This is a genomic window from Nocardiopsis sp. LOL_012, from assembly GCF_048060475.1.
Lineage (GTDB): Bacteria > Actinomycetota > Actinomycetes > Streptosporangiales > Streptosporangiaceae > Nocardiopsis.
In genome coordinates this window covers 27079-49742 of record NZ_JBHMIV010000010.1, presented here as the reverse complement: position 1 = coordinate 49742, position 22664 = coordinate 27079, and the positions used below count along the sequence as shown (strand labels likewise).

The following is a 22664-nucleotide window of genomic DNA, read 5'->3' as shown; positions in this document are numbered from 1 at the left end:
TCCCTGGGGCGAACCTCGACGGCAGGGCGGATCACATCACGGACGTGTCACACCGAGGCGACACCCCTCGGCGGCTCGAACGCACGCACCGGCGGCAGCGGACCCCTCCAGGGCTCCACGCGCACCCGCACCAGCTGGCCCGTGCACCCCTGGGCCAGCGACGAGGTCCCCACGTCCTCGGCCAGCGCGTTCGGGTTGCCGTGCGCGCACGTCACCCCCTCCGCCGAGGGGTCGTACCAGGCGCCCGTCGACAGCTGCACCACCCCCGGCCGCAGCGCGTCGCTGACCACCAGCCCCGCCAGGCACGAGCCCCGCGGGCCGCTCACCCGCACCGCGTCGCCGTCGGCCACCCCGGCCGCCCGCGCGTCGTCGGGGTGCATCCGCAGCGGCGCCCGCCCGCGGACCTTCTGCGCGGCGCTGTGCGCGCCCATGTCCTGCTGGCTGTGCAGACGCCCGCTCGGCTGGTTGGCGAGCAGCACCAGCGGCCACGCGTCGTCCTCGGCGACCGCGGGGGAGGGCAGCCACACCGGGTGGCCGGGGCAGTCCTCGTACCCGAAGGAGGCGATGGCCTCCGAGAACAGCTCGATCCGCCCGCTCGGCGTGCGCAGCGGACTCCCCTCCGGGTCGGCGCGGAACCCACCCAGCAGCGCCTCGTCCTCCACCCGGCCGGGCATCTCCACCCGGCCGCGCTCCCAGAACTCCTCGAACCCGGGAACCTCCAGCCCGTGCCGGGCCAGCATCGACCGCCAGCGCCCGTACACCAGCCGCAGCCACTCCCCGCTCGTGCGGCCCTCGGTGAACGCCTCGCGCACCCCCAGCCGTTTGGCCAGGTCGGCGTAGGTGTCGTACTCGTCGCGTGCCTGCCCGTGCGGGGCCACCGCGCGCGGCATCGCCCGTACCGACAGGTCCCCCTGGCTCGCGGCCAGGTCGTCGCGCTCCAGCACCGTCGTCGCCGGGACCACGATGTCGGCGTGCCGCGCCGTGGCCGTCCAGTGCGTCTCGTGCACCACCACGGTCTCCGCCCGGCCGAACGCCCGGCTCAGCCGCGCCAGGTCCTGGTGGTGGTGGAACGGGTTCCCGCCCGCCCAGTACACCAGCCGCACGTCCGGGTAGCGCAGGTCCCGGCCGTCGAACCGGTACGCCTCGCCCGGGTGCAGCAGCATGTCCGCCACACGCGCCACCGGGATGAAGGAGTCCACCGGGTTGTTTCCCTGCGGCATCCGCGGCAGCCCCAGCGGGGTCGACCCGCCCCCGTAGTTGCCCATGGACCCGTAGCCCGAGGCGAACCCGCCGCCCGGCAGGCCCACCTGACCCAGGCAGCACGCCAGCGCCAGCCCCGCCCACAGCGGCTGCTCGCCGAACCGGGCGCGCTGGACCGACCAGCCCACGTTCACCAGGGTGCGCCGCCCCGCCATGCGCCGCGCCAGCGCCCGGATCTCCCCGGCGGGTACCCCGCTGACGCCCGCCGCCCACTCCGGTGAGCGCTCCACGCCGCCGGGGCGGCCGTGCTCGTCGCGCTCGCCCGCCACGTACGCGCGGATCCGGTCGGCGCCCACCGTGTACCGGTCCAGGAACGCGGTGTCGGCCAGGGACTCGGCGAACAGCACGTGCATGAGGGCCAGCATCACCGCGGTGTCGGTTCCCGGGACCAGGGAGAGGTGCTCGGCCCCCGAGTCCTCGGCGGTGTCGTCGGCCAGGGGCGACACCGACACCAGCTCCACCCCCGCCTCCGCGGCGGCGCGCATCGCGGGCGCGGCAGTCTGCGCGCCGCGCCCGCCCGAGGACGTCCACGTGTTGGACACCCGCAGCCCGCCGAAACTCACCAGCAGGTCCGTGTGCTCGGCGATCGCCGTCCACGACGGGGCACGGTGCAGCAGCCGGTTGGCGGCGGGGGTGCCCAGCAGGTGCGGCATGAGCACCTCCACGGCCCCGTGGCTGTAGGTCGTCCGCGAGCGCGTGTACCCGCCGATCGTGTTGAGGAACCGGTGCAGCAGGCTCTGGGCGTGGTGCACCCGGCCCGCGCTGCCCCAGCCGTAGGAGCCCCCGTAGATCGCGGCGCTGCCGTGCTCGGTGCGCACCCGGTCCAGTTCGCGCGCGAGCACGTCCAGGACGGTCGCCCACTCCACCTCGACGTAGGCGTCGCCGGGATCGCCCCGGCGGGGGTCCGGCCCCGGGCCGTGCTCCAGCCACCGGCGGCGCACCGCGGGGCGCGCCACCCGCGAGGCGTGGTGCTGCGCCCCCGGAGTGTTGGCCATCACTGGGGAGGGCGCCGGGTCCTCGGGGTCCGGGCGCACCCCCACCACGCGGCCGTCGTCGACGAGCACCCGGTAACTGCCCCAGTGGGCGCTGGTCGGGTGGGACGTGGCGGACATGCGCATCTCCTGGTCGTGGCGGCAACCGGGGCGTGTCACGCCGCCCCGGAGCACACCCTACGCACGGTGCGGTGCCATGATGGGCCGTGCGGACGTGGCGCACGGCACCCGGGAGGAAGAGGAGTCGATGGGTGAACTCAGGTCGCGCAGGTCGGTACTCGCCGTCCCGGCATCCAACCCCCGGTTCGTGGCGAAGGCGCGGGGCCTGGACGCCGACGCGTTCTTCCTCGACCTGGAGGACGCGGTCGCCCCTTTGGAGAAGGAGGCGGCGCGGGAGACCGCCGTCACCGCGCTCAACGAGGGCGGCTGGGGCGGCAAGGTGCGCTCCGTGCGCGTCAACGACGCCTCCACCCCCTGGGCCTACCGGGACGTGATCTCCGTCGTGGAGGGCGCCGGAGCGAACCTGGACTGCCTCGTCCTGCCCAAGACCACCTCCGCGCGCGACGTGCACTGGCTCGACACGCTCCTCACCCAGATCGAACGCGCCGCCGGGCTCCCGGTCGGCCGGATCGGGATCGAGGCGCAGATCGAGGACGCGCGCGGCCTGACGGAGATCGACGCGATCGCCGCCGCCTCGCCCCGGCTGGAGTCCCTCGTCTACGGGCCCGCCGACTTCATGGCCTCGCTCAACATGCGGACCCTGGTCGTGGGGGAGCAGCCGCCCGGCTACGACACCGGCGACGCCTACCACTACGTGCTCATGCGCATCCTCACCGCCGCGCGGGCGCACGGTCTCCAGGCCGTCGACGGCCCCTACCTCCAGATCAGGGACGTGGACGCCTTCCGTCGCTCCGCCGGGCGCACCGCCGCCCTGGGGTTCGACGGCAAATGGGTGCTGCACCCCCTCCAGGTGGCGGCTGCCAACGAGGCCTACACCCCCTCCCAGGAGGACTACGACCACGCCGAACGCATCCTGGACGCCTACGAGCACGCCACCACCGTCGACCGCCGTGGCGCCGTCATGCTCGGTGACGAGATGCTCGACGAGGCCTCGCGCAAGATGGCCCTCGTGGTGGCCGGCAAGGGCCGTGCGGCCGGGATGAAGCGCACACCCTGACCCGGCCCCCGGCACGCGCGCCTCTTACCGGCCTCTCACCCCGATGGTGGACCATGGCGCCATGGAAGCCGTAGCCACGGTCCTGGTCGCCGACGACGACCGGGCGATCAGGGACTCACTGGAACGCGCCCTCCAACTGGAGGGGTACGAGGTGCGCACGGTGGAGGACGGGGTCCAGGCGCTCGCCTCCGTACACGCGGGCCCGGTCGACCTGCTCATCCTCGACGTCATGATGCCCGGCGTCGACGGCCTGGGCGTGGCACGCGTCCTGCGCGCCGAGGGCGACCGCACCCCGATCCTCATGCTCACCGCGCGCGTGGAGACCCCCGACCGGGTGGCCGGCCTCGACGCGGGCGCCGACGACTACCTCGCCAAACCCTTCGAACTCGACGAACTCCTGGCACGGCTGCGGGCCCTTCTGCGCAGGGCCGCCCCCGTCACGGAGGAGGGGGCGCAGGAGGGGCCGCTCCGGGTCGGCGGGCTGCGCCTGGACCCGCTCGCCCGCCGGGTCTGGTACGCCGAACGCGAGATCGACCTGTCCAAGACCGAGTTCGACCTCCTCGAACTGCTGGTCCGCAACGCCGGGATCGTCCTCGACCACGTCACCATCTACGACCGCATCTGGGGCTACGACTTCGGCCCCGAGTCCAAGAACCTGGCCGTGTACATCAGCTACCTGCGCCGGAAACTGGGTGACGACGGGCTCATCCAGACCGTGCGCGGCGTCGGCTACACGCTCCGCCGGTGAGTGCCGCGCGCCGGTGCCCGATCCCGCGCGGACCCCTGAGGCGCCCCCGGGACTGGCGGCTGGGCACCCGCTTCGCCGTCCTGTTCGCGCTCGTGGCCGCCGCGACCGTCGTCCTCGTGGGCGCCCTCGCCTACTCGACCGCGGCCTCCCTCATCCGGGCCGACGCCCAGGGGGAGTTCGACGGCACGGTACGGCAGTTGTCCGACGAACTCGTGGCCGGATACGAGTCCGGTGCGGCCGAGGCGGTCGGCTCCAGGCTCCTCATCACCTCCAGCGAACGCTTCCAGGCCCAGTACCTGAGCCCCGACGGCGAACGCCGGGTCCCGCCCGCCGACCTCGACCACGTGGTCGTCGCCCCCCTCACCGACCGGGATCTGGCGGTCGCCGGATCCGGGGAGCCCGGTGTGCACGAGACGCGCGAGGTGACCGTGGACGGCCGCACCTTCCGACTGGCGACGGTCTCCATCGGCGGTGGCGGCGGCGCGGTCCAGTTGCTCCAGCCGCTGTCCCCGAGCGAGCAGATCATCGACCGGCTCGCCACCCAGATCCTGTGGGCCGGGGCGCTGGTGGCCCTGGCCGCCGCGGGCACCGGCTGGCTCATGGGCCGCCGCACCACGCGCCGCCTGGTCCGCCTCACCGACGCCGCCGAGTACGTCAGCTCCACGGGTCGGCTCGACACGGTCACACCGGAGCGGGGCGGGGCCGACCGCGACGAGGTGGGCCGTCTCGGCAGCGCCTTCGACGCCATGCTCGCCCGCCTCGCCCGGTCCAAGGAGGAGCAGCGCAGGCTGGTGCAGGACGCCGCCCACGAACTGCGCACCCCTTTGACCAGCCTGTACACGAACGTCCAGATTCTGGACCGGGTGGACCGGCTCAGCCCCGAGGCGCGCGGACGGCTCATCGACGACCTGCGCGGTGAGACGCGTGAGCTCACCTCCCTGGTCAACGAACTCGTGGGGCTGGCCACCGGCGAGCGGGAGGACGAGCCCCGGAGCGCGGTGGAGCTGCGCGGGGTCGCCGAGCGCGTCGCGGCCAGGACCCGCAGGCGCACCGGACGCGAGATCGTCGTGGACGCGGACGACAGCGTGGTCTGGGGGCGTCCGGGGGCCCTGGAGCGCGCGGTCGCCAACCCGGTGGAGAACGCCGCCAAGTTCGACGCCGAGGGCACGGCCCCCATCGAGATCAGGGTCCGGTGCGGGGCGGTGGAGGTCCTCGACCGGGGGCCGGGGATCGGCCCGGACGAGCTGGGCCGGGTCTTCGACCGGTTCTACCGGACCACGGAGGCGCGCGCCCTGCCCGGTTCGGGGCTCGGTCTGGCCATGGTCCGCGACATCGCGCTCGACCACGGGGGCACGGTGTCCGCCCGCAACCGGGAGGGCGGTGGCGCGGTCGTCGGGTTCGCACTGCCGCTGCACACACCATCGGAACAGCACGACTGACCGCAGTCGGCGCCGCGGCGACGGAAAAGGGGACGGCCGGCCCCCGTGGCCGCGGCCGTCCCCTTGCTCGCGGGTCGGTGGCGCGGGATCAGTTCCCGTCCTCGCCCGAGCGGACGGAGGAGGAGGTCTGCTCCCCGAGCGTCACCATCACCTCCTGCTCCTCTCCCGAACCCTGCTTGAGCACCTCGAAGGTCACCTCGTCGCCGGGCCGGTGCGACCGGATCAGCGCGATCAGTTGGTCCGGTGAGGTCACGACCTCGCCGTCCACACCCACGACGACGTCCCCGGCCTCGATCCCGGCCCGGTCGGCGGCGCCGCCCTCGCTGACCTCGACGACCGTCGCCCCACCGGTGCTGCTTCCGGTGATGGTCGCCTCGATCGCGGAGTAGGTGGCGCTGCCCTCCTCGATGAGCTGTTCGGCGATGGGGCGGACGTGGTTGATGGGGATGGCGAAGCCCAGGCCGACCGAACCGCTCTCCTCCGAGAGCCCGGCGATCGCGGTGTTGATCCCGATCACCTCGCCGTTCAGGTTCACCAGCGGCCCGCCGGAGTTGCCGGGGTTGATCGCCGCGTCGGTCTGGATCGCGTTGATCACGGTGGAGGTCTGGCCGGCGGCGCTCTCGATCACGCCCGTGTTGACCGGCCGGTCGAGCGCGCTGACCACGCCGGAGGTCACCGTGCCGGACAGGCCCAGCGGCGAACCGATCGCGACCACGTCGCCGCCCACGCCCACCTGGTCGGAGTCGCCGAGGGTCGCGGCCTGGAGGCCGGTGCGCCCCTCCGCCTGGATCACCGCGATGTCGGAGACGGTGTCCGAACCCAGGACCCGCGCGGTCGCCGTCGTGCCGTCGTTGAACTGCACCTGGAGGGGGCCGCCGCTCTGGGTGGCGGCCTCCACGACGTGCGCGTTGGTGAGGATCTCGCCGTCGGAGGAGATGATCACGCCGCTGCCGCTCCCGTTGACGGTCTGGATGGAGACCACGCTGGGGAGGACGGCCTCGGCGACGGCTCCGACCTCGCCCTCGGTGGGCGTGGTGCCCTGCTCGCTGGTGAGCGAGCTGATCGACCCTCCGCCGGGCAGCAGGTAGGCGGTGCCCGCGGCCGCGATCGGGCCGACGACGAGGCTGGTGGCCAGCGCGGTGATCGCGGCGATGGCGACAACCCGTCCGCGGCCGCTCGACCCGCCGCGGGGGGCGGGCGGGGCCGGAGGGCCGTAGGGCGGCTGACCGCCGCCGAACCCGGGGTGGCCGCCCGCGGCGAAGGCTCCGGTCTCTCCCCCCTGCGGGTATTGCCCGGGGGCACCGTGCGGCGGGTACGGTCCACCGGGGCCGCTCTGGTGCGAGCCGTACTGCTGGCCCGGCTGGCCGTACTGGCCGGTGTGGCCCTGGCTCCAGCCGGGTGCGTGCGCCGCCCCGGGCGGCGGGTAGGTGTAGGGGGCCTGTCCGGGCCCCTCGGGGTCCGCCGCCCAGCCGCGGGGCTCCGGTCCCCGGCCGGTGGGGGCGAACCGCGGTCCGCTCTCCGCCTGGTCAGCGGCCCCGGCGAAGGGCTCTCCCGAGGGCGCCTCCCCGGTCGTTCCGGTCCCGGCGGGCTGCTCACGCGGCGTTTCGGGGTCGGCCCCGGTGTCCTCGAACCGGGGGGAGTGCCCCTGCGCCCCGGCGGCGGCCTCGCGCTGATCCGGGGTCTGGGCGGGGCGCTCGTCGGGAGCGCCGTCCCCGTCCGCCTGGCCTGCACTCGGTTCGTTGGGGTTCAACTCAGCCTCCGACTTGCGGGACGATGCCTACTGACGGGATCCATGATGGTTCGCGCGGGTGAGAACAGGGTGAGAGACCGATATACCAGGGTTTCGAGTCCCTGTCGTTCCGGTGCGCGTGGGGCCCGGGCGGCCACCGACCCCCGTGTCTCGCATATGCACTATCTGTGATGGAAACATACCTCCTCCGTATAAAAGCGGCGCACAGGAAGGGCAGACCTTGATCAAGATCGTTCTGGCCGATGACGAGCACCTGGTCCGCGGGGCGATCGCCGCGCTGCTGGGCCTGGAGGAGGACCTCGACGTCGTCGCCGAGGTCGGCCGGGGCGACCTGGTGGGCGACGCCGTCCTGGAACAGGGTGCCGACATCGCGGTCCTGGACATCGAGATGCCGGGCCTCACCGGGCTGGAGGCGGCGGTCTCACTGAAGGAGCGGGCCCCGGATTGCGGCGTGCTCATCCTCACCAGCTTCGCCCGTCCGGGCTACCTGCGCCGCGCCCTGGCCTCCGGTGCCCGCGGCTTCCTGGCCAAGGACGCCCCCGTCGACCAGTTGGCCGGCGCCATCCGCCGCGTGCACGGGGGCGGGCGCTACATCGACACCGACCTCGCCGCCGCCGCGATGGCCGGCGGGGAGAGCCCCCTCACCGAGCGCGAGGCCGAGGTGCTGCGCGCGGCCTCCGACGGCGCCACCGTCGCCCGGATCGCCCAAGCCCTGCACCTGACCGAGGGGACCGTGCGCAACTACCTGTCCAACGCCATCGGCAAGACCGGCGCGGAGAACCGGATGGCCGCCATCCGCACCGCCCAGGACATGGGCTGGCTGTGAGGACCCCGGCCGGGACGGCTCACAGCAGGCGCAGCACCATCATCGCGGTGTCGTCGGTGTGCCCGCCCGGGGCGTACTCCTCCAGCTCGCGGTCGATCCTGCTGATCACCGCCTGCGCGGTCAGCCCGGAGCAGCCGGAGAAGATCTTCATCAGGCCCTCGTCCCCGAGCATGTCGGAGTTGCTGCGTCGCTCCGTCACACCGTCGGTCACCGCCAGGACCACCTCGCCGGGGCGCAGGTCCACGCTCTCGTTCGAGAACTCCACGTCCTCGAAGGCGCCCAGCAGCGGCTGGGAAGCACCGAACGCCGCCACCTCACCCCTCGGGTTGAGCCGCATCGGCAGCGGGTGTCCGGCCGACACCATCCGCAGCCGGATACCGCCCTCGGGGCCGGCGATGGGGGACAGCTCCCCGTACAGCATCGTCAGGAAGCGGGTGGAGGTGTTCTCCTCCAGGATCGCCATGTTCAGCCGCTGCATGATGTAGGCGGGGGAGAAGCCCTCCTTGGCCAGCGCACGCAGCGTGTGCCGCGCCAGTCCGGTGATCGCCGCCGCCTCGGGGCCCGTCCCGCACACGTCCCCGACCGCGAAGCACCACCGGCCGTTGGCGGCGAACACGTCGTAGAAGTCGCCGCCGACCACGTTCTTCTCGTCCGCCGGCCGGTAGAACACCGCGTGGTCCACGCCGGGGATCACCGGCTCCTTCTCCTTCGCGGGCAGGAGGCTGCGCTGGAGGGCGTCGCTCATGGCGGCCTGCCGCTCGTGCAGCCGGGCGCTCTCCATCGCCGAGGCCACCCGGCTGCTCAGGTCGTCGGCCACGTCGACCTCGTCGCGGGTGAAGTCCTCCGACTCGTGCTTGCCGACCGTCATCCACCCCAGAACGCGGCCGTGCGCCACCAGCGGCACGCTGATGGCGGGGCCGTGGGCGAGTTCGCGGACGAGCTCCTCGCCCAGCCCCTCCTTGGACAGCTCCGCCGGGGTCCACAGGGGGGTCGGGTCGAGCTGCTCGCGCGGGTGCATGTCGGACAGCAGGCCGCGGAGGATGTCGTTGAGCTTCTCGTCGCCGTGCGCCACGTGCGACAACTGGAAAGCGCCCAGTTCGTTGGTGGTGTGGATGGCGCACCACCGGCCCAGGCGCGAGGTGATGAGCTGTGCGGCCAGCGCACCGGTCATGCGCTCGTCCAGGGTTCCCGCCAGCAGGTCGCTCGCCTCCGCGAGGAAGCTGAGCGAGGCCCTGCGGCCCCGCTCCACCTCGGCCAGCCGGGCGCGCTCCACGGGCAGCGCGATGCGGTCCGCGCCGTCCTGGAGGCGCTGTGAAGACGTGGGGCCGAAGTGCCGGGTGCGTTTGGAGGCCACGCCCAGCAGCCCCGTCACCCGGCCGTCCACGATGAGCGGAGCGGTCACCAGGGAGCGCATTCCGGCACGGGAGAGCCGGCCCCGGTGGGCGCGCGCGATCATCAGATCGTCGTTGATCACCGGGCCCGGCTCCGGCGCCGCGGACGGGAAGGTCTCCTCGGTGCGCACCCGCAGCGGGCGCCAGGGCTCGCCGTGGGTCAGGCCGACCGCGCAGCGCACCTCCCACATGGTCTCGTCCGAGGTGGCCAGGGTGATGTAGGCCGCGTCCCCGCCCAGGGCGACGGCCGCGGTCTCCACGGTCCGCTCCAGCAGTTGCGGCAGGCTCAGCCGCGACTTCAGGGCGGTGTCCAGCGACGACCACGTGCTGGGGCGGGCGGGACGCTCCGGGACCCGGCGCACCGGCGGGGACTCCAGGGAGGCGCGGCCCGGCGCGGAGCCGCGGGGGCCGTCCGGGACGCGGAACCACACCGCCTTGTCCTCGTGCCCGTAGCTCACGCCCCAACTGGAGGCGATGGCCGAGGCCAGGGCCAGGCCGAGGCCGCCGCCGCGGGAGTTGTCCGGGGGAGCGGAGGCATCCACCCGCAGGGGTCCCGCCTGTGGGACGGTGCCGCGGGGCACCGCGTCGGTCACCATCACCTCGATCTGGCCGTCCGCCCGGCGGAGGGCGACCTCCAGCGGCGAACGGGCGTGGACCACGGCGTTGGTGACCAGTTCGCTGACGAGCAGGACCACGTCGTCGAGCGGCTCCCGCACCCCCCAGGCCAGCAGGCGCGCGTGGACGAACTCCCGAGCCGCCGCCGCGCTTTCCGGGGCGGGCGGGAACACGTGTCGGGTGGCCTTGGACGTGTCGTCTGGTGCAGACAAGACCGGGGTGTCCTTCGTCGCTGGGCGTGGGCGGCGGTGGAAAGGGCCGCCAGTGCCACGATACGCGGGTCGGGGAGCCCGGAGGGTCCCCGCGGCAGGGCACGGACGGCCCGCCCCCAACGAATTTGGGCCGAACCCGACTGTGCGGGGGCCGGAGCCGGTTAGTGTAAGTGACCGACACATCCGTTTCGTGGACGCGCGCACGGGGCCGAGGTGGACCACCCCAGGTTGGAGAGTTCGATGCCGGAGGCGACGAGGGAACTGGCCGAGGAACAACTCGACGAGATCCTCAGTGCCCTGTACCGCATGCGGGACGGCGACTTCAGCGTGCGTCTGCGCGCACGCGGCAACGGCAGGATCCGGGAGATCGTCTCGGTCTTCAACGAGGTGGTCGACCACAGCGAGCAGCTCAGCAGCGAGTTGCAGCGCGTCGGTGACGTCGTCCGCAACGAGGGGCGGCTGCACGAGCGCGTCGCGGTCAACCCCTCCCGCGGCGCCTGGGGCGAGAGCGCCCGCGCGCTCAACGACCTGCTCGACGAGGTCGCCGAACCGGTGACCGACGTCGCCGGGGTCCTCGACTCCGTCGCCGAGGGCGAGCTCAGCCGCCGCGCCTCCACCGAGGGCCGCAGCGGCGAGCTCAAGGGCGACCTGCTGCGCCTGGCCACCACCGTCAACCGGATGGCCGGGCAGATGAGCGACTTCACCGAGCAGGTGACCCGGGTGGCGCGCGAGGTGGGCACCGAGGGCAAGCTCGGCGGCCAGGCCCGGGTCCAGGGGGTCTCGGGCACCTGGCGCGAGGTGACCGAGTCGGTCAACCAGATGGCCTCCCGCCTCACCAACCAGGTGCGCGACATCTCCCAGGTGACGACGGCGGTCGCCCGGGGCGACCTGACCAAGAAGATCACCATCGACGTCCAGGGCGAGATGCTCGATCTCAAGGACACCGTGAACACGATGGTGGACCAGTTGTCCACGTTCGCCGACGAGGTGACCCGGGTGGCGCGCGAGGTCGGTACGGAGGGCAAGCTCGGCGGCCGCGCCAACGTGCGCGGGGTCCAGGGCACCTGGAAGGACCTGACGGAGAACGTCAACTCCATGGCGGACAACCTCACCAACCAGGTGCGCGACATCTCCCAGGTGACGACGGCGGTCGCCCGGGGCGACCTCACCCGCAAGGTCGAGGTGGACGTCCAGGGCGAGATGCTGGCCCTGAAGAACACCGTGAACACGATGGTCGACCAGTTGGACTCCTTCGCCGACGAGGTGACCCGGGTGGCGCGCGAGGTGGGCACCGAGGGCAAGCTCGGCGGCCGGGCCAACGTCAAGGGCGTGTCGGGCATCTGGAAGGACCTGACCGACAACGTCAACTCCATGGCCAACAGCCTCACCTACCAGGTCCGCAACATCTCGCAGGTGACCACCGCCGTCGCCGAGGGCGACCTGAGCAAGAAGATCACCGTGGACGCCCAGGGCGAGATGCTCGACCTCAAGGACACCATCAACACGATGGTGGACCAGTTGGACTCCTTCGCCGGCGAGGTCACGCGGGTGGCGCGCGAGGTGGGCACCGAGGGCAAGCTGGCCGGCCAGGCCCACGTGCGCGACATCTCCGGGGTCTGGAAGGACCTGACCGACAACGTCAACTCCATGGCCAACAACCTCACCTATCAGGTGCGGCAGATCTCCATGGTCACGCGCGCGGTGGCCGCCGGCGACCTGACCAAGAAGGTCACGGTCAACGCCAAGGGCGAGATCCTGGAGCTGAAGGAGACCATCAACGTGATGGTCGACCAGCTCTCCGCCTTCGCCGACGAGGTGACCCGGGTGGCGCGCGAGGTGGGCACGGAGGGCAAGCTCGGCGGCCGGGCCAACGTCAAGGGCGTGTCGGGCATCTGGAAGGACCTGACGGAGAACGTCAACTCGATGTCGCACAACCTCACTACGCAGGTGCGCAACATCTCCGAGGTGACGACCGCGGTGGCCGCCGGCGACCTCACGAAGAAGATCGACGTCAATGCCCAGGGCGAGATCCTGGAGCTCAAGACCACCGTGAACACGATGGTGGACCAGTTGGACTCCTTCGCCAGCGAGGTCACGCGCGTGGCCCACGAGGTGGGCAGCCGGGGCCAGTTGGGCGGCCAGGCCCGGGTCGAGGGCGTCTCGGGTACATGGCGCCAGCTCACCGACAGTGTGAACGGCCTGGCCGGGAACCTCACCACCCAGGTGCGTGCGATCGCCGAGGTCGCCAACGCCGTGGCCAAGGGCGACCTGACCCGCAACATCCAGGTCGACACCCGGGGCGAGATGGAGGAGCTCAAGGCCAACATCAACCTGATGGTGTCGAACCTGCGCGAGACCACGGAGACGCAGCGCGACGCCGACTGGCTCAAGTCCAACCTCAACCGCATCTCCGGCCACATCCAGGGCCACCGGGACCTGCACGAGCTGGCACGCCTGATCATGACCGAGGTGACCCCGCTGGTGAAGGCCCAGCACGGCGCCTGCTACCTGCCCGAGGACCAGGGGGACGAGGACGTCTTCCGGCTCTACGCGGGCTTCGGCTGCACACCCGACGAGCCCAGACGCCGGGTCCGCAAGGGGGTCGGCCTGGCGGGGGAGGCCCTGGAGCAGCAGGTCGAGCAGCAGGTCGGCAACCTGCCCTCGGGCTACGTCAACGTGCGGTCGGGGCTGGGTGAGGCCGAGCCCGGGTACCTGTACATCCTGCCGATCGTCTCCGAGGAGCGCTCGCTGGGCGTCCTGGAGTTCGCCGCCTACACCGAGTTCCGCGAGATCCACAAGAACTTCCTGCGCCAGCTCGGCTCCCTGATCGGGACCACGATCAACACCATCCTGGCCAACAACCAGACGGAGTACCTGCTCGAACAGTCCGAGCAGCTCGCCGGCCAGTTGCGGGAGCGGTCCAACGAGCTCCAGCGCCAGCAGGAGGAGCTGCGCGGCAAGAACGCCGAGCTCCGGCAGAAGGCCACCCAGTTGGCCAACCAGAACCGCGCCATCGAACTCCAGAACCAGCAGATCCAGCGCTCCAGGGACGCCCTGGAGGAGCGCGCCCACCAGCTCCAGGTCTCCTCCAAGTACAAGTCGGAGTTCCTGGCGAACATGTCGCACGAGCTGCGCACACCGCTCAACAGCCTGCTGATCCTGGCCCGGCTCCTGGCCGACAACGGCGAGGAGAACCTCTCGCCCAAGCAGGTCGAGTTCGCCCAGACCATCCACAAGGCCGGCAGCGACCTGCTCCTGCTCATCGACGAGATCCTCGACCTGTCCAAGGTGGAGGCCGGCCGCGCCGAGGTGCAGCCCAGCGATGTTTCCATCGCCCAGCTCGTCGACTACGTCGAGGCCACCTTCCGCCCGGTCACCGGAGAACAGGGGCTCGCCTTCGCGGTCGACGTCTCCCCCGACATCCCCGGCACCCTGTGGACGGACGAGCAGCGGCTCCAGCAGATCCTGCGCAACCTGCTCTCCAACGCGGTGAAGTTCACGCCGCAGGGCGAGGTGCGGCTGCTCATCGAGCCCGCCTGGGCCCTCGACGACGCCGACCTCGACATGTTCTCCGAGAACGAGGAGGTCATCGCGTTCACCGTCGCCGACACCGGCATCGGGATCGCCGAGGACAAGCTCCAGGTGATCTTCGAGGCCTTCCACCAGGGCGACGGAGGCACGTCGCGGCGGTTCGGCGGCACCGGCCTTGGACTGTCCATCAGCCGCAACTTCGCCCGCCTCCTGGGCGGTGAGATCCGGGTGCGGAGCGTGGTCAACCAGGGGTCCACCTTCACCCTGCTGCTGCCCGTGCGCCTGCCCGAGGACGCCGCGAGCCGTACCGAGGAGATCACCGGGGTGGACTCGCTGCCGATGCTGGAGGCCGCCAGGAGGCGGGAGGCCGCCTACGGCGACGCGTTCGACGAGGACGGCCGCGGGGCCATCCCCGACGAGGACTTGGACGCGGCCGTCGCCGCGCTCACCGACCTCGGCGGCGAACCGCTGCCGAGCGTGCCGGTGCTCAGAGCCGTCGAACCCGCGGACGAGGAGGGGGCCGACGCCGGCCAGGAGGCCGCCGAGGCCCGGACCGATCCCGAGCGCAGCGCCGTCCTCAACGGTCGGCGGGTGCTCATCGTCGACGACGACGTACGCAACGTCTTCGCCCTCACCAGCGCGCTGGAGGCCCAAGGGCTGGAGGTGCTGTACGCGGACAACGGGCACTCGGGCATCGCCATGCTGGAGGCCAACGAGGACATCGCGCTCGTCCTGATGGACGTGATGATGCCCGAACTGGACGGCAACGCGACGACGCGCGCGATCCGGGACATGCCGCAGTTCGCCGCCCTGCCGATCATCTCCCTCACCGCCAAGGCGATGCAGGGGGACAGGGAGCGCAGCCTGGCCTCCGGAGCCACCGACTACGTCACCAAACCGGTGGACCTGGACCACCTGCTCGACGTCATGCTCCGCTGGCTGACCGCCGGCCGGGAGGAGACCATCGCCGGGGCGAGCGCCCAGGACGCGGGCGAGACCGGGGACCATGGCCGCACGGACGCCGACGCCTCCGTCCAGTCCGGCCCGAACGAGGACGTGGAGTAGTTCACCGTGACCCAGAAGGCCAACATCCTTCTCGTGGACGACCGAGAAGAGAACCTGATCGCGCTGGAGGCAGCCCTCACCTCACTCGACCAGAACCTGGTCCGGGCCAGTTCCGGTGAGGAGGCGCTCAAACACCTCCTGGGGACCGACTTCGCGGTGATCCTGCTCGACGTGGTCATGCCGGGTATGGACGGGTTCGAGACGGCCGCGCACATCAAGCAGCGCGAGAAGACCAAGGACGTGCCGATCATCTTCCTGACCGCCCAGGAGTTCGACCGGCACCAGGTCTTCCGCGGCTACGCCTCCCGCGCGGTCGACTTCCTCCTCAAACCGTTCGACCCCTGGGTGCTGCGCTCCAAGGTCGAGGTGTTCGTCGAACTCCACCAGCTCCGGGAGCGGATGCGCGAGCAGGCCCGCACCCTCCAGCGCGACCTCGCACAGCAGACCGGGGAGCCCGGGAAGGTCCTCGTGGAGCGCATCGCACGGCACGCCGGTCAGGTGCAGAGCGACCTCGCCCGGCTTCGCGCGCACATCGTCGACCGCGACCAGGACGTCGACCAGGAACTGGTGGAGGGCGTGCGCAGGATGGACCGCTCCGTGGGGCGCCTGTCCGCGCTCGTGGACACGATCCACGGGCCCGTCTAGGAGGAGGGGCGCGGGGGGAGCGCCAGACCGACGTGCTCCCCGATCTCCTCGATGAGGCCGAGGTCGGCTAGGCGGAAACTGCTCCGGTTGCTGCGCCGGATCAGTGTCAGCGCGCCGCGCACCCCCCGGGTACCGCGCAGGGGCACTGACAGCAGCGAACCCGCACCCAGCAGGGTCAGCAGCGGGGCGCCGGACGCGGTGCGGCCGAGCCCGTCCGCGTCCTCGATCAGCGGAAACAGCAGCGACTTCCCGCCCTTGAGCACGTCGCCGGGGATGGCCGAAGCGCCGGGGTCGGCCTGCTCCATCTCCCGCCTCGGCTCGCCCGACGGGCCCGCCACGGCGGCCCTGCGCGCCGCCCGCGGCCCCTGGGGAAGGTCGCACACGTCCACGAGCACCCAGTCGGCGTAGGAGTCCGCCAGCAGCTCGGCCACGTCGGCCAGCGGCAGCGGCTCCCCCCTCCCACCCGGCCCGGCGCTGCGCAGCAGCAGACGGGTCATGCGGGTCAGCACGTCCAGCCGCCGGGCGGCCAGGACCACCACCTGGTCCTCCACCTCCGGCTCCAGCGGGGCGGGCCCCTCCTCCTCAGCCCCGCCGACCGGCGGTGACATCGCCACCAGCACCAGGGGGTGCGCCTCGGTGGGCAGCTCCAGGCGGGTCAGCGTCAGGTGCACGTCCTCCGCCCAGCCGCGCTGGGCCGTCCGCGACTCCAGCGAGGCGGTGCCGTCGCCGCGCAGCACGGACGCCAGCCACGACCGCAGCGCCGCCCGTTTACGCAGGTCGACGAAGTGCGCGAACGGCTTGCCCGTGAGGTAGCCGGGCGCGCTGCCCAGCCGTGCGGCACCCGCGTTGTTGATCCGCCGTATGTGGCCGTCATGGTCGAGCAGCACCACTGGGACGCTCAGCTCCGCGAACATCGCTCGCAGCAGCGTCCGGTCCCCGTCGTCCCCGGGGCGGCGGGGACCGGGCCGCTCCGGCCGGGACCGTTCGAGCAGTTCGTCCGCCCGCCCCAGCAGCCGCTCGGCGTACTCCAGTTCGGCCAGTGCCGCCTCAGCAGTGCTCCGGGCGTCGTCGGGGTACATGGAGTGCGTGCTGCCGAGGGCCTCCACACGCTCCCCCAGAGCGGTGATCTCCCTCCGCAGTCCGGCGAGGTTGTCCGACACGCTCAGGTCTCCGGTCGTCGTCCGTCGGGTGGGCGTCGGGGCGTGGCACCGACGCGGGTCTCGTGTCGACGCTAGCGGATGTGGGATCCGGCGCGGTGACCGCGTTACGGTGGTGAGAGGCCTCCGAACCGCGGAAGTGAGGTGGGAGGGTGTGGATCGAGCGCCTGGCCCGTGACATCGGGGCGCTGGGACAGGCTGAGAACGCCACACTCGACCGGGCCCTGGACCAGATGAGCCGGGCCGCCGCCCTGGGGGTGCCCGGTTGCTCGGCGGCCCTGGTCGTCGTCTGGCGGGAGGTCGTGGGCCCCGACGGTTCGGCGCGGCACGTGGTCACCGACTACGGCGCCTCTCACGCCGACCTCGCCGAGGCCTTCGAGCACCAGTACACCAGCGACCAGGGGCCCACGGTGGAGGCCGTACGCGAGATGCGCCAGGTCCGGGTCGGCGACGTCCTCCGGGAGCACCGCTGGCCCCGGTACACCAGCATGGCTGTGCAGTGCGGGGACCGCTCCTCGGTCACCCAGCCCAGCCTCGTCAGCGGTGGCGAGGGGCACGGCGACCGGGTCGTCACCTTCGGGGTGCACTCTGGCCGCGCCGACGCCTTCGACGAGGAGGTGGTCGTCCCGCTCGCGGCCCTGCTCGCCGAGCACGCGGCGGCCGCCCTGCACAGTGTCGGCCGACGCGCCGACGTCGCCCGGGAGACCGCGCACATGCGCAGGGCGATGTCGGCGCGTACGGTGATCGACCAGGCCAAGGGCATCATCATGCACGCGCGGGGCTGTGACGCCGATGCCGCCTTCGTGGCTCTGCGTGAGGTGGCCCAGCGCAACCGGAAGAAGGTCGTGGACGTGGCGGGAGACCTCGTTCGGGAGAACTCCGCCTCCCGGGGACAGGAGCACCGCCCGCGGGAAGCGGGAGGTGAACACGGCGGCAACGGCCGCGGGATGAGTCCCCGGCGTGACCGAAAGCCGTCATGATGAGGCTTCGGGGGCGCCTCGGCGCGCCCGGGCACCGCTTCCGCGGAAGCGGGTCTCCCCGGGACTCGGTCCGAAAGCGGCGGGCGGGCCGGAGCCGAGCGCCGGGCCTGGAAAGGACAAGGAGAACCCGGAGTGACGTCAGACATCTCGACACGCCGCGAGGACGGCGTCGCCGTGGTCGCCCCTGAGGGGGAACTGGACGCGGCGACCTCTCCGGCGCTGGCGGACGCGCTCGAACGTCTCCTCGGGGAGGATCCGCCCCGAGGGCTGGTGATCGACCTGGCCGGGGTCGGCTTCCTGGACTCCCGGTGCATCGGTGTTCTCGTCGCCGCCTACCGGCAGGCCCGCGACCTGGGCGTGGGCCTGGTGGTCGCCGAACCGCAGCGGCAGGTCCACAGGCTGTTCGTGATCGCGGGGATCGACCAGGTCATCCCGATCGCCGAGAGCACCGCCGCGGCCGTGCGGTCGCTGGGCCGCTGAGGCGGTCGAGGAGGTGCAGCCGCACCAGGGATCCGGTGCGGCCGCCGCAGATCTCCATGAAGTCGCAGGTCTGACGGGCGATCCAGAGCCCGTACCCGCGAGAGCGCACCCCGTCGCCCGGACGGTAGCCCGCCAGCGGGTCATCGAGGCCGCCCTCCTCGTCGAACACGTCGCACACCCACCGCCCTGGCCCGCGCCACAGGGTCACGGTGCCCTTGCCCGCGCCGTGCTCCAAGACGTTGGCGGCCAGTTCGTTGACCCCCGTCACGAGGTTGTCGACCCGTTCCTCCGGCCAGGACAGCGACCTTCCGAGCCCGGTGAGCTCCCGGCGCAGGACCGGCAGCGGGCCGCCGATCTCCCGCACGTGGACGGGGCCGGTGACGGGTAGCGGCTCCGGGGCGTCCGGCAGGGCCCCGAACGCGGCCCTGCCCAGGTATCCGGGGTTGGTCCGGGGACCGTCCGGTGCCGCCAGTACGGGATGCGTGGCACGTACCGCGGCCCGTACCCCGGAGGGCAGCCCCGCGGCCTCGTGCACGCACAGCATCCGCACCGGCAGTGAGGACAGTGCGGTGTCCAGCACCGATTCCAGCCGGTGCCACTCGCGGCGCTCCAGCGCCGGAGCCTCGGCCAGCGGCGGTTCGGCGACCACGGCCACGGGACCCGGGGCGTGGGACAGCGCGAGCCGGTGCAGCAGGGCGAGGGTCCGCCCCGGAGCGGAGAAGACCCGGGAGCGCTCGGTGACGTGCACCCGGGACCGCTCGGCGCCGTTCAGGGCCGCGGTCAGCGCCTCGGAGCGGTGCCCGCCGACGACGAGCACCGTGTGGGCGCCCCCGGCCACGGCCGAGCGCAGCCACGGCCCGACCACCTCGTGCAGCCGCTCCTCGCGGTGGAAGAGCAGGCCTTGGTGCTCGAAGGTCACCGCTGCGGGTGCGCGGCCGCGGAGAGGAAGGGGAGGTCCACGTCGTCCTCGTCGGAGTCCTCCTGCTCCGGCTGCTGGGGCAGGGAGCGCTGGTAGGCCAGCTCCGTCTCCACCGCGATCCGCTGCCAGGTGAAGCGCGACCGGGCCCGGTCCGCGGCGGCGATTCCGAACGCCGAGCTCATCGTCGGGGTGTTGAGCACGGAGCGGACGGCCCGGGCGACCTCGTCGGGCCTACCGAACCGCATCAGCACGCCGCTGGTGCGGTGCAGCACCGCGCCGGGGACCGCACCGGTGGCGGTGGCCACCACCGGAAGCCCGCAGGCCATCGCCTCGACGACGGCCCCGCCGAAGGGGTCGTAGGAGGCGGCGGAGACGTACACGTCCGCCGAGCGCAGCAGACGGGGCAGTTCCTTGCGGTCCACGGGGCCGGTCAGGTGGACGCGGTCGTCCACCTCCGCCTCCTTGGCGAGGAGTTCGATCTCGCGCGCGTCCTCGTCGACGGCCACGTCGCGGTTCTGGGACGTGGACACGATGAGCAGTTCGGCCTCGGGTAGGCGGGTCATCGCCTCCACCAGCCGCCCGGCACCGCCGGGTTCGGTGAGGGAGGTGACCGAGACCAGCCGGGGACTCTCCTCGCGTCGGCGCTGCCAGTGCTCGGTGGAGGCGCTGCCCTCGACGCTGAAGTGGTCGGTGTCCACCCCGAAGGGGACCACGCTCACCTGGTGGCGGGGCACGCCGAGCCGTGCCAGTTCCCCCTTCTGGTCGGTGGAGTTGACCAGGACGTGGTCGGCGCGCGCGGCGAGGACCGTCTCCATGCGGGTGCGCTCGGGCCGTTCCGGGAGCCCCGAGCGCTGTTCGCTGGCGTTGACGGAGTGGAACGTCTGGATGACCGGGGCGGAGTCCAGGTCCTTGCCGCTGTGGGCCCGTGCGTGCAGGGCGGCCAGACCGCTGGTCCAGTCCACGGCGTGCAGCAGGTCGGGGGAGTCCTCGTCGAGGGCGTCGGCGAGGGCGCTTCCGAAGGCCCCGGTGTGCTCGGTGTGCTCGTCGCGGCCGAGGGGGCGTGAGGGGCCGGCGTCGAGGTAGACCACGGACACCCCGCGGGCCATCCGGGTGCGGCCCTCGGGCTGCTCGGGGTCGCTGCGGCGCGAGTAGACCGTCACCTTGTGGCCGCGCTTGGCCAACTGCCGGGACAGGGCGCAGGCGTGCAGGCTCGCGGGGCAGGACGGCTCACCGCGGTGGGCGGGGAGGGGGTTGGCGTGTTCGGCGACCATGGCGATCTTCACTGGGCTGGACTCCTTGGACACGGAGGAGGCGTGTCCGTCGTGGGCGGGCACGAAGGGGCTCCGTCGGCAGGTCGAAGCCCCGGGGAGGGGGTGCGGCCGTCAACACGGCTGGAGGGGGCGCCCCGGTGCGGACGCGCACATGGGACACGTGTCGCGGAGAGGGGAGGGGAAGAGGGGGAAGACGCACCAATGACCACACCAAACGACCGTCAGGGAAGGAAGCGTGCCTCCGGGCGAACCCGTGTTTGGTTCGGCGCTCGGGGCGCGGGTCGTGTGTGTCTGCGTCTTAGACACCCAACGGGCCCCATTCTGCCAGACGGTGCAGGGAGCCACAACGTGTCAGCCGGTCTTCGCCGGGGCGGAAGGGAGCTTCGGGATAGACCGTAACCTGGTGGAAGTCTCCTGTTCCTGGTGGCGACCCGTGTCGTTGGGACCCCGCTGGGGTGCTCCCGGAAGCGCCGCTACTGTCAGAGCGGGACCGCCCCGGACCCGTTCCGTGCGTCGACTGCGACACTTTCGGCGGTGGTGCCCCGGGTGGGCGCTGCGCATCCGGTTGTTTTCCGCAATGATGTACGCGGATTTTGACCGCCCCCGCCGCTATTCCGGCGGTACGGTTACAGGATCCGCGCGTTGCACGGGACTCGGGTAAGGTTCGGCGGCGTACGCCGGGCGACCGGCCGCGGCCGAAGGAACGGGAGGAAGGGCGTATGGGTGTCGCTGGTGGGGAAGTCATCGTCACGGCTCTCACACACCGGGGCGCTGTTCGTCCCGCCAACGAGGACTCGGTCGTCATGGGCGCGCTCACCGTGGCCAGCGCGAACATGACCTCGCCTGTGCGCTGCGTACTCCCGGTGAGCGAGCCGGTCATCCTCGCGGTCGCCGACGGTATCGGCGGCCAGGCCGCGGGGGAGATCGCCTCGGAGCACGCGGTGCACCGAATGGCGGAGATGGGACCCCGGCTGAAGGGGCCCGAGGAGATCGCCCAGTTGCTCAGCAACATCGACGAGGAGATCAAGGACCACGCCACCCAGCACAGCGAGTTCTCCGGTATGGGGACCACGGTCGCCGGTGTCCTGCTCAACAGCGACGGTAACTTCTGGTTCAACGTCGGCGACTCGCGGACCTACCGCCTGGAGCGGGGCCGCCTGCGCCAGCTCTCCGAGGACGACTCCCCGGCGCTGCCGCCCTCCGAGGACGGACGGCCGGTCACCACGAACTTCATCACCCAGTCCCTGGGCGGCAGCGCGGGCGGTGCGATGGTCCCCCACGTGGGACGCGACGACGCCTCCGACCCCAGCGCCTGGCTCATGTGCAGCGACGGCCTGTCCGACCTGGTCCTGCCCGAGGAGATGGAGCGGATGATCGGCGAGGCCGGCAGTGACGAGGCCGCCGTGCACGCCCTCTGGCAGGCTGCGATGGAGGCCGGGGGCAAGGACAACATCAGTATTCTGCTCGCACGCCGGGTGTGAGTGGTCGGCGGCGGGGGCCTGTCGCCCCCGCCGCCCGCGGGCTACTTCCCGCCGGGGTTTCCGTCCCCCGTCTCGGCGCCACGCTTCAGGCGCCTCCGCACAAGGTTGATCACTCCACCGAAGCACAGGACGACGCCGAAGACGATCAGCCCGGCGACCAGCGGCGACACGCCCCCGCCGTCCTCCTCGGTGGTCGCCGTCTCGTCGGCCTCGGCCGCGGACGTCCCCTCGGCGGGTTCCTCCGCGGCGGCCGTCTCCCGCCCGTCGGCCTCGGCCGGTACCTCCTCGGCGGTGGACGCGACGGCCTCCTCGGTCAGTGTGAACTCCAGCGTGTCCTGGATGGGGTGGCCGTCCGAGGAGACGATTCGGAAGGCGACGGTGTAGTCGCCCGCCTGGTCCAGGGGAAGCAGTTCCGCCGTGACGTCGGTGCCGTCGAAGTCGAGGGGGGCTTCAGCGGTGTAGGTCCGTTCGTCCGGACCGGTGACGACGACCGTGCTCGCGCTACCGTTCGCCAGCGGTTCGTTGTTGAAGGTCAGGACGACCTCCTCGGGGACCGCGTCCAGGGTCGCCCCGTCCTCGGGCGAGGAGTCGATGAGCGCGTCGTGGGCCAGGGCGGGGGAGGGTGCCATGGCCAGCGCCAGGACGGCCGCTGCGGCCGTCGCGGTGAGGCGGCGCAGTGGTGCGCGGGTGGTCTCGGATGACATGCGGGCTTCTTTCCGTTCCGG

The 22664-nt window shown here is 72.3% G+C and carries 16 protein-coding genes; 9 read left to right on the top strand and 7 right to left on the bottom strand.

Annotated elements, in window-relative coordinates:
* Window positions 1-47: 47 nt before the first annotated feature.
* Window positions 48-2372 carry a molybdopterin-dependent oxidoreductase gene (locus ACFHWE_RS08665; protein WP_416600145.1) on the bottom strand — a complete coding sequence of 775 codons (2325 nt, stop codon included), beginning with the start codon at window positions 2370-2372 and terminating at the stop codon, window positions 48-50.
* A gap of 127 nt (window positions 2373-2499) precedes the next feature.
* Between ACFHWE_RS08665 and ACFHWE_RS08660 the strand changes: the two genes are divergently transcribed.
* From ACFHWE_RS08660 to ACFHWE_RS08650, 3 genes are all read left to right on the top strand, one after another.
* Window positions 2500-3429: an HpcH/HpaI aldolase/citrate lyase family protein gene (locus ACFHWE_RS08660; RefSeq protein ID WP_416600256.1), complete on the top strand. Its 930-nt coding sequence runs from the start codon at window positions 2500-2502 to the stop codon at window positions 3427-3429.
* A gap of 61 nt (window positions 3430-3490) precedes the next feature.
* The gene (locus tag ACFHWE_RS08655) at window positions 3491-4177 is read left to right on the top strand and encodes a response regulator transcription factor (protein WP_416600143.1); all 687 of its coding nucleotides are present in this window, start codon (window positions 3491-3493) and stop codon (window positions 4175-4177) included.
* Window positions 4174-5616, top strand: coding sequence for a sensor histidine kinase (locus ACFHWE_RS08650; protein ID WP_416600141.1), 1443 nt, complete (start codon window positions 4174-4176; stop codon window positions 5614-5616). Before ACFHWE_RS08655 ends, ACFHWE_RS08650 begins: the two co-directional genes overlap by 4 nt.
* 88 nt (window positions 5617-5704) lie before the next feature.
* Here ACFHWE_RS08650 and ACFHWE_RS08645 read toward each other — a convergent pair whose 3' ends face one another.
* On the bottom strand, window positions 5705-7366 hold the full coding sequence (locus tag ACFHWE_RS08645; protein WP_416600139.1) for a trypsin-like peptidase domain-containing protein: 1662 nt from the start codon (window positions 7364-7366) through the stop codon (window positions 5705-5707).
* 220 nt (window positions 7367-7586) lie between these two features.
* On the opposite strand from ACFHWE_RS08645, the gene ACFHWE_RS08640 reads away from it, so the two are divergent.
* Complete coding sequence (locus tag ACFHWE_RS08640) at window positions 7587-8192, top strand: response regulator (RefSeq protein WP_416600137.1); 606 nt, start codon at window positions 7587-7589, stop codon at window positions 8190-8192.
* Between the two features lie 19 nt (window positions 8193-8211).
* Here ACFHWE_RS08640 and ACFHWE_RS08635 read toward each other — a convergent pair whose 3' ends face one another.
* Complete coding sequence (locus ACFHWE_RS08635; protein ID WP_416600136.1) at window positions 8212-10410, bottom strand: SpoIIE family protein phosphatase; 2199 nt, start codon at window positions 10408-10410, stop codon at window positions 8212-8214.
* A gap of 240 nt (window positions 10411-10650) precedes the next feature.
* Here ACFHWE_RS08635 and ACFHWE_RS08630 point away from each other — a divergent pair, with 240 nt between their 5' ends.
* Together ACFHWE_RS08630 and ACFHWE_RS08625 are read left to right on the top strand one after the other, a co-directional pair.
* The gene (locus ACFHWE_RS08630; protein WP_416600134.1) at window positions 10651-15006 is read left to right on the top strand and encodes a HAMP domain-containing protein; all 4356 of its coding nucleotides are present in this window, start codon (window positions 10651-10653) and stop codon (window positions 15004-15006) included.
* Between the two features lie 6 nt (window positions 15007-15012).
* Complete coding sequence (locus ACFHWE_RS08625) at window positions 15013-15651, top strand: response regulator (protein ID WP_416600131.1); 639 nt, start codon at window positions 15013-15015, stop codon at window positions 15649-15651.
* On the opposite strand, the gene ACFHWE_RS08620 is transcribed toward ACFHWE_RS08625, so the two are convergent.
* Window positions 15648-16811 carry a PAS domain-containing protein gene (locus ACFHWE_RS08620; RefSeq protein ID WP_416600129.1) on the bottom strand — a complete coding sequence of 388 codons (1164 nt, stop codon included), beginning with the start codon at window positions 16809-16811 and terminating at the stop codon, window positions 15648-15650. The two genes, ACFHWE_RS08625 and ACFHWE_RS08620, sit on opposite strands and share 4 nt — an antisense overlap.
* 149 nt (window positions 16812-16960) lie before the next feature.
* Between ACFHWE_RS08620 and ACFHWE_RS08615 the strand changes: the two genes are divergently transcribed.
* On the top strand, window positions 16961-17788 hold the full coding sequence (locus tag ACFHWE_RS08615; RefSeq protein ID WP_416600127.1) for an ANTAR domain-containing response regulator: 828 nt from the start codon (window positions 16961-16963) through the stop codon (window positions 17786-17788).
* A 132-nt stretch (window positions 17789-17920) separates the two neighbouring features.
* Window positions 17921-18268, top strand: a complete 348-nt coding sequence (locus ACFHWE_RS08610; protein ID WP_416600125.1) for an STAS domain-containing protein — start codon at window positions 17921-17923, stop codon at window positions 18266-18268.
* Here ACFHWE_RS08610 and ACFHWE_RS08605 read toward each other — a convergent pair.
* Window positions 18216-19187, bottom strand: a complete 972-nt coding sequence (locus ACFHWE_RS08605) for an anti-sigma factor RsbA family regulatory protein (protein WP_416600123.1) — start codon at window positions 19185-19187, stop codon at window positions 18216-18218. The genes ACFHWE_RS08610 and ACFHWE_RS08605 overlap by 53 nt on opposite strands.
* Window positions 19184-20470 (bottom strand): glycosyltransferase, encoded by a 1287-nt coding sequence (locus ACFHWE_RS08600; protein WP_416600255.1) that lies wholly within the window; start codon window positions 20468-20470, stop codon window positions 19184-19186. Before ACFHWE_RS08600 ends, ACFHWE_RS08605 begins: the two co-directional genes overlap by 4 nt.
* 707 nt (window positions 20471-21177) lie before the next feature.
* Here ACFHWE_RS08600 and ACFHWE_RS08595 point away from each other — a divergent pair.
* Window positions 21178-21939, top strand: coding sequence for a PP2C family protein-serine/threonine phosphatase (locus ACFHWE_RS08595; RefSeq protein ID WP_416600121.1), 762 nt, complete (start codon window positions 21178-21180; stop codon window positions 21937-21939).
* Between the two features lie 41 nt (window positions 21940-21980).
* Here the strand turns inward: ACFHWE_RS08595 and ACFHWE_RS08590 are convergent, their stop codons facing one another.
* A complete protein-coding gene (locus ACFHWE_RS08590) occupies window positions 21981-22643 on the bottom strand; it encodes a copper resistance CopC family protein (protein WP_416600119.1) in 663 nt (220 codons plus the stop codon).
* Window positions 22644-22664 lie beyond the last annotated feature (21 nt).